At 74.1% G+C, this 6,441-nt stretch carries 7 protein-coding genes; all 7 read left to right on the top strand.

Features of this window, described 5'->3' with window-relative positions:
* Window positions 1-91: 91 nt before the first annotated feature.
* From ACFWY5_RS39785 to ACFWY5_RS39755, 7 genes are read left to right on the top strand one after another with little or no spacing between them, the layout of a single operon-like run.
* Entirely contained in the window at window positions 92-925 is an 834-nt protein-coding gene (locus ACFWY5_RS39785; RefSeq protein WP_379637894.1) for an ABC transporter permease, read from the top strand.
* Complete coding sequence (locus ACFWY5_RS39780; RefSeq protein ID WP_379624874.1) at window positions 922-1,911, top strand: ABC transporter ATP-binding protein; 990 nt, start codon at window positions 922-924, stop codon at window positions 1,909-1,911. Before ACFWY5_RS39785 ends, ACFWY5_RS39780 begins: the two co-directional genes overlap by 4 nt.
* Window positions 1,908-2,696, top strand: a complete 789-nt coding sequence (locus ACFWY5_RS39775) for an ABC transporter ATP-binding protein (protein ID WP_379624872.1) — start codon at window positions 1,908-1,910, stop codon at window positions 2,694-2,696. The genes ACFWY5_RS39780 and ACFWY5_RS39775 overlap by 4 nt, the downstream gene beginning before the upstream one ends.
* Window positions 2,693-3,745, top strand: a complete 1,053-nt coding sequence (locus tag ACFWY5_RS39770) for a C45 family autoproteolytic acyltransferase/hydolase (protein WP_379624870.1) — start codon at window positions 2,693-2,695, stop codon at window positions 3,743-3,745. The genes ACFWY5_RS39775 and ACFWY5_RS39770 overlap by 4 nt, the downstream gene beginning before the upstream one ends.
* Window positions 3,742-5,163: an amidase gene (locus ACFWY5_RS39765; protein WP_379637893.1), complete on the top strand. Its 1,422-nt coding sequence runs from the start codon at window positions 3,742-3,744 to the stop codon at window positions 5,161-5,163. Before ACFWY5_RS39770 ends, ACFWY5_RS39765 begins: the two co-directional genes overlap by 4 nt.
* Window positions 5,160-6,014: a hypothetical protein gene (locus ACFWY5_RS39760; protein ID WP_379624866.1), complete on the top strand. Its 855-nt coding sequence runs from the start codon at window positions 5,160-5,162 to the stop codon at window positions 6,012-6,014. Before ACFWY5_RS39765 ends, ACFWY5_RS39760 begins: the two co-directional genes overlap by 4 nt.
* Entirely contained in the window at window positions 5,999-6,382 is a 384-nt protein-coding gene (locus ACFWY5_RS39755) for a hypothetical protein (protein ID WP_379624864.1), read from the top strand. The genes ACFWY5_RS39760 and ACFWY5_RS39755 overlap by 16 nt, the downstream gene beginning before the upstream one ends.
* Window positions 6,383-6,441 lie beyond the last annotated feature (59 nt).

Raw genomic sequence — 6,441 nt, 5'->3', positions numbered from 1 at the left:
CACCCGCACATCCCGATCTTGCCTCTCCAGGCTCAGCAGCGCGCTCAGCCCCTGGCGTAACGGGAGTGCCTACTCAGAAAGGTAGGGCGGCATGACCGTGTGGCGGCGCCTGTCCGGGCGCGCGGACGTCATGCTCGCCGTCGCCGCGCTGGCGGTGTTCGTGCTGGTCGCCGTGGCGGCGCCGTTCATCGCCCCCTACGATCCGCTCGACCAGGACCTTCTGCGCCGGCTGGAGGGGCCGAGCGCCGCGCACTGGCTCGGCACCGACGAGTCCGGCCGCGACGTGCTCAGCAGGCTCATGTACGGCACCCGCGTCTCGCTGGGCGCCTCCCTGCTGGCCGTCACCGTGGCCGCGCTGGGCGGGGTGCCCCTGGGGCTGCTCGCCGGCTACCTGGGAGGCGGCTTCGACCTGGTCGTCTCCCGCGTGGCCGACGCGGTGCTGTCGATCCCCGGCCTGGTGCTGGCCATCGCCATCGCCACCGCGCTTGGGCCCAGCCTCACCAACGCGATGCTGGCCGTCGGCGTGGTCTACGCGCCGGGCTTCTACCGGGTGGTCAGGGGCTCGGCGCTGGCCGTACGCGGCCAGACCTACGTCCAGGCGGCCATCGTCGGCGGATGCTCGACGCCGCGGATCATCCTGCGGCACGTCCTGCCCAACGTGAGCACGCCGCTCATCGTCAAGGTCTTCCTCACCTTCGGCTACGCCATCCTCGCCGAGGCCAGCCTGAGCTTCCTCGGGCTCGGCGTGCAGCCGCCGCTGGCGAGCTGGGGCTCGATGCTCAAGCGGGCGGTACGCCACCTGGAACAGGCGCCGCTGCTGGTCATCCTGCCCGGCGTGGTCATCCTCGTGGCGGTGCTGGCGTTCAACACAGTCGGCGACGGCCTGCGCGACGCGCTGGCCCGCCGGGATCGGGAGCACGTATGAGCACGCTGCTGGAGGTCGAGGGCCTGTCCATCGCCGCGCGCTCGGGCGGCGGGAGCGTCCCGCTGGTGCGCGAGGTGTCCTTCAAGCTGGAGGCGGGCGAGGCGGCCGGGCTCGTCGGCGAGTCGGGGTCCGGCAAGTCGATGACCGCGCTCGCGCTGCTCGGCCTGCTGCCGCGCGGCGTCACCGTCACGGCCGGCTCGGTCCGCCTGGACGGGACCGACCTCCTGGCCGCCGATCCCGGGACGCTGGCCGGCATCCGCGGCCGCCGGATCGCGATGGTCTTCCAGGACCCGATGGCCAGCCTCAACCCCGCGATCGCGGTGGGCGAGCAGGTCGCCGAGGTGCTCAGACGCCACCTCGGCCTGGCGCGGGGGCCGGCGGCGCGGCGGGCGGTCGAGCTGCTGGGCGCGGTGGGCATCAAGGAGCCCGGCCGGCGCGCCGCCGAGTACCCGCACACCTTCAGCGGCGGCATGCGGCAGCGCGTGATGATCGCCATGGCGGTGGCCTGCGAGCCGGCCGTCCTGATCGCCGACGAGCCGACCACCGCGCTGGACGTGACCGTGCAGGCGCGCATCCTCGACCTGCTGGTCCGCATGCAGGAAGAGCTGGGCATGGCGCTGCTGCTGGTCACCCACGACCTCGGCGTGGTGGCGGGCACCTGTCACCGGCTGGCGGTGATGTACGCGGGCAGCCTGGTTGAGGAGGGCGAGGTGGGCGAGGTGTTCGACGCGCCGCGCCACCCGTACACCGCGGCGTTGCTGGCGGCCGCGCCGGAGAACGCCATGCACGGCCGCCCGCCCGAGGCCATCCCCGGGGTGGTGCCGGCGCCGGGCGCGCTGCCGTCCGGCTGCCCGTTCAGCCCGCGGTGCGCGCACACCAGGCCGGGGGTCTGCGACGGCACGCCCGTCGAGGTCCAGGTCACCGGGTCGCGGCGGGTGCGCTGCGCCCGCAGCCGGGAGCTCACGCTGACGGGGGTGCGCCGATGAGCGTTCTTGAAGCCCGGGGGCTGGTCAAGGCGTTCCGGGGCAAGCCCGCCGTACGGGAGGTGTCGTTCGCGGTGGCGGCCGGCGAGACGCTCGCGATCGTCGGCGAGAGCGGGTCGGGCAAGTCCACCACGGCCCGCATGCTGGCCGGTCTGCTGCGGCCGGACCGCGGCCAGGTCCTGCTCGACGGCGCCGACCTGGCCCGGCTGCGCGGGCGCGCGCTGCGGGCCAGGCGCCGCGACCTGCAGATGGTCTTCCAGGACCCGCTCGGCTCGCTGAACCCGATGATGCGGGTCGGCGCGAGCATCGCCGAGCCGCTGCTCCTGCACACCGGCCTCGACGCCGCGGCCCGCCGCGAGCGGGTGGCCGGCCTGCTCACCCAGGTGGGGCTGCGCCCCGAGCACGCCGAACGGCTGCCGCGCGAGTTCTCCGGCGGCCAGCGGCAACGGCTGGCCATCGCCCGCGCGATCGCCTGCGGCCCGCGCGCGCTGATCTGCGACGAGCCGGTCTCCGCCCTCGACGTCTCCACCCAGGCGCAGATCCTCGACCTGCTGGCCGAGCTGCGCGCGAGCACGGGCTTCGGCTGCGTGTTCATCTCCCACGACCTCGCCGTGGTCCGGCTCATCGCCGACCGGATCGGCGTGATGTGCGGCGGGGAGCTGGTCGAGCTCGGCCCGGCCGAGCAGATCTACTCCGATCCCCGCCACGACTACACCCGCGAGCTGGTCTCGGCCGTGCCCTCGTTGCACGCCAGGCGCAGCCCCGTCAGGAAGGAGGTGGGCGGGTGAGCACTCCCGTCCGGCTGATCGAGGTCGAGATTCCCGGTGCCGGCCGGGCCGCCGGGCAGGCGTACGGCGAGGCCGTACGCGATCTGGTGCGGCGCCACCACGAGATGATCGTCCGCGACCTGGACCCGGCCGCCGCCCGCGGGCACGCGCTGGCCGTGCGTGAGGTCACCGCCGCCGTCGCGCCGGAGCTGGCCGCCGAGGTGGACGGCGTGGGCGAGGGCGCGGGCCTGAGCGCGGCCGACGGCTGGATCCTGCAGCTGCGCGCCGAGCTGACCGGCTGGAACACCGCGGCGCCCGAATGCAGCTCGCTGGCGCTGGTCGGCCCGTCGCGTCCCGGCGGGCCGATCGCCGCGCAGAACGCCGACCTGCCGCCGGAGACCGCTCCCCTGTTCGTCGCGCTGCGCCGCCGGCCCGCGGACGGACCGGCGCTGCTCACCGTCACCCCGGCCGGGCAGCTCGGCCACCACGGCATGAACGAGGCCGGCGTCGCCGTCTTCGGCAACTTCCTGCGCACCGCCCAGTGGGGCATCGGTGTGCCGCGCTACCTGCTCACCCGGCTGGCGCTCGGCCAGACCGACCGGCACCGCGCCGCGCGGGCGGTCACCGCCGTGCCGCGTACCGGGCCGCGCAACCTGCTCATCGCCGACGACGACGGCGCGCTGGACATCGAGACCACGCCGTCGGGCGTGGGCCGGCTCGAACCGGCCGGCGGCACGCTCCTGCACACCAACCACTTCCTCACCGAGCGCGCCGACGAGGAGAACGCGCCGGCCTCGTGGCTGCGCAACTCCACGGCCCGGCTGGAACGGCTGCGCGCCCTGCTGGCCGAGGCCGGCCCGCACGCCGGCCCCCGGGAGCTGGCCGCGGTCCTCGCCGACCGCACCGGGGCGCCGGACGCCCTGTGCCACCACGCCGCCGACGCGCCCGGCATCGACATCGCGACCGTGATCTCCACGATCGCCGAGATCCGCGCCCGGCGCCTGCACGTCTGCGCCGGGCCGCCCGACCAGGGCGCCTATGCCGTCTACGACCTGAAGGAGACCCGGTGAGCGAACTGGCCTATCTGCCGGCCACCGAAGCGCTGGCGAGGTTCGCCGCCCGCGAGCTGTCGCCCGTCGAACTGCTGGAGGCCGTCGTCGCGCGGGCCGAGCTCGCCGAGCCGCGGGTGAACGCCTTCGCCGAGCGGTGGTTCGAGCAGGCCATGGAGCAGGCCGGGCAGGCCGCGGACCGCTACCTGCGCGGAACCGCCAGGCCGCTGGAAGGGCTGCCCGTGGCGCTGAAGGAGGAGCAGCCCATCGCCGGGCACCCCCTGCGCGACGGCTCCCTGCTGCTGCGCGACAACGTCGCCGAGGTCACGCACCCGATCGTCGATCGCATCGTCGCCGCGGGCGGCATCGTGCACGCGCGCACCACCACGCCGGAGTTCTGCGCGGCCGGGTTCACCCACAGCGACCTGTGGGGCGTCACCCGCAACCCGTGGAGCCTTGAGCACTCCAGCGGCGGCTCCTCCGGCGGCTCGGGCGCCGCGCTCGCGGCGGGGACGGCGGTGCTCGCGACCGGTTCCGACATCGGCGGCTCGATCCGCATCCCCGCCTCCTTCAACGGGGTCGTCGGGTACAAGCCGCCTTATGGGCGGGTGCCCGCGCTGCCGCCGTACAACCTCGACCATTACTGTCACGACGGGCCCATGGCCAGGACCGTCGCCGACTGCGCGCTGCTGCAGAACGTGATCGCCGGGCAGGACCCGCGCGACCACGTCTCGCTGCCCGCGCCGCCGCCGATCCCGCCCTATTCGGGCTCGCTGGCGGGGCGGCGTGTGGCCGTCTGCGTCCGGCTGGGCGACTACGCCGTCGAACCCGAGGTGGTCGCGGCCACCTGGGACGCCGTACGCGCCCTCACCGATGCGGGCGCCGTCGTCGAGGAAGTCGAGCTGCCCTGGACGCGGGCCGAGATCATGCGCGCGGCCTGGGCCCACTACGGGGCGATCTTCGGTCCCATCGTGGCCGAGGAGGTGGCCGCCCACGGTGACGGCCTCACCCGCTATGCCCGCGACTTCATGGAGCGCAGCCTGAAGGCGGTCGCCGAGACCGGCTTCTACGGCGCGCTGAAGATCGAGGCGCGCGTGCACGAGGACCTGGCCGCGATCTTCGGGCGCTTCGACGCGCTCCTGTGCCCCGCTTCCGGCACGCCCGCGCTCCTGGCCGGGGAGGACTATCTCGGCACGCCGCTCGTGGTCGACGGGGTCGTCCTGGACCACAACCTGGAGGCGCCGCTCACGGTGCCGTTCAACCTCGCCAGCCGGTGCCCGGTGCTCAGCGTGCCCTCCGGCCGTTCGGAGCTGGGGGTTCCCATGGGGGTGCAGGTGGTCGGCCGGCCGTACGACGACGCCACGGTGTTCGAGGTCGGGGCGGCCGTGACCGCCGCCCTTCCCTGGTACGCGGACGCGGCGTGGAGGCCGCAGCTGTGACCGCGTCCCGCCGCCACGGCATCGAGCTGAGCTACTACGACCTCGGGCACACCCCCTTCTTCGCCTGCGCGGCCGACCAGCGCTTCTCCTACTGCCTGTACGTGCCCGAGGACTACGACGAGGCCGGCGAGCGGCGCTACGACCTCGTGGTCGTCGTCCACGGCACCGACCGCACCGCGGCCGAGTACCGCGACCGGTTCGCCGCGTTCTGCCGGGCGCACGACTGCGTCGTGCTGGCGCCGCTCTTCCCCGCCGGCATCGGGCGGCGCGACGAGCTGCACGACTACAAGTTCCTGGACTACGGCGGCATCAGGTTCGACCGGGTGCTGCTGTCGATGGTGGAGGAGGTGACCGCCAAGTACCGCGTGGACGGGTCCCGGATGCTGATGCACGGCTTCTCCGGCGGCGGCCAGTTCGCGCACCGTTTCTTCTATCTGCACCCCCGGCGGCTGCGCGCGGTGTCGATCGGCGCGCCCGGCCTGGTCACGCTGCTCGACCCGCGCTGGCCGTGGTGGGCGGGCACGAAGGACTTCGCCCAGCGCTTCGGCGCCGGGCCCGACCTGGAGGCGATGCGCGAGGTGGCCGTGCAGATGGTCATCGGCGCCGAGGACACCGACACCTGGGAGATCACCGTGACCGAGCGGGACGAGCTGTGGGTGCGAGGAGCCGACGCGGCCGGGCCCACCCGGGTCGACCGGCTGAACAGCCTGCACCGCGGCTTCGCCGAGGCTGGCATCGACGCCCGGCTCGACGTGGTGCCGGGGGCCGCGCACAACGGGTACGAGGTGCTGCCCGCCGTACAGGACTTCTTCGGCAAGACGATGGGAGGCGGGCCGTGCCGTTCCTGGTGAAGCTGGGGGTTCTCGAGCTGACCGTGGGGGTCCTGACGGGCTGGTTCATGGTCTACATCACCCGCACGCCGCGTGCCGAACGGCTGCGCCGCGGCCTGCGCGACCCCCGTAGGATCCGGCAGGGCCACATCGAACTGCTCATGATGGGCACGATCCTCATCGCGCTCGGCGCCGCCGTTCCCGACCCGCCCGCGGTGGCCCTGGCGCTCATCGCGTTCTTCTCCTGGCTCGCCCCGCTGTCCTTCTTCCCCGCCGCAGTCCGCCCCGACCTGGCCGACAGCCGGGGCATGCGCTGGGTGGACACGATCACCTTCCTCGGCCTGTCCACCGGGTACGTGGTGCTCGCCGTGGCCGTCCTGCTGCGCTGACGCCTCATCCGTGAACCATTCGGGCGTCCCCCGGCAAGTACGGGTGTTCCCGAATTCGC

The sequence above is a fragment of the Nonomuraea sp. NPDC059007 genome (genome assembly GCF_042740555.1).
GTDB lineage: Bacteria > Actinomycetota > Actinomycetes > Streptosporangiales > Streptosporangiaceae > Nonomuraea.
This window is presented reverse-complemented; position numbering and strand designations above follow the sequence as displayed.

What these genes read in the sequence shown, in the direction of transcription:
- ACFWY5_RS39780 (WP_379624874.1), top strand. Translation starts at nt 922, where the DNA reads ATGAGCACGCTGCTGGAGGTCGAGGGCCTGTCCATCGCCGCGCGCTCG.
- ACFWY5_RS39785 (WP_379637894.1), top strand. Translation starts at nt 92, where the DNA reads ATGACCGTGTGGCGGCGCCTGTCCGGGCGCGCGGACGTCATGCTCGCC.
- ACFWY5_RS39775 (WP_379624872.1), top strand. Translation starts at nt 1,908, where the DNA reads ATGAGCGTTCTTGAAGCCCGGGGGCTGGTCAAGGCGTTCCGGGGCAAG.